At 75.7% G+C, this 408-nt stretch carries 1 pseudogene; it reads right to left on the bottom strand.

Annotated elements, in window-relative coordinates:
• A pseudogene (locus tag GT354_RS11035) lies at positions 1 to 408 on the bottom strand (DNA polymerase III subunit gamma and tau); the annotation flags it as partial.

Genomic DNA, 408 nt, shown 5'->3' with positions numbered 1-408 from the left:
CGGACTGGGTCGGCGGCGGGTTCGGGCGGCGGGCCGGGGCGGCGAGGCCGGTGCCCTCGCCGGCGACGACACACTCGATCCGCCAGTCGAAGCCGAAGGCGTCCTTGACGGCCTGCCGGACGATCTCGTCGCGGCCGCCGTTGCGAAAGCCCTCGCGAGCACCGGCCTGCTCGAAGGCGAGTACCAGGGTCGTACCGTCGAAACCGGCCACGGTGGCGGTCTGAAGCATCATCCAGGCCACCCGGTTGCGGCCGCGCACGGCGTCGAGGATCTGACCCCACATCTCGTGCACGCGCGCCACGTCGCCGGTGGGCTGGACGGCTTGGGCGGGTGTCGCGGCGGCCGGCTGGGGCGCCTGAGTCGGCGGCTGCTGCTGCGCGGCGGGGGGCGGACCCGAGCCGGCGGCGC

Origin of the sequence: Streptomyces sp. SID3343, from assembly GCF_009865215.1 — a bacterium.
Taxonomy (GTDB): domain Bacteria; phylum Actinomycetota; class Actinomycetes; order Streptomycetales; family Streptomycetaceae; genus Embleya.
Note: the sequence above shows the minus strand (reverse complement) of the source record. Positions and strands in the feature narration are given on the sequence as shown.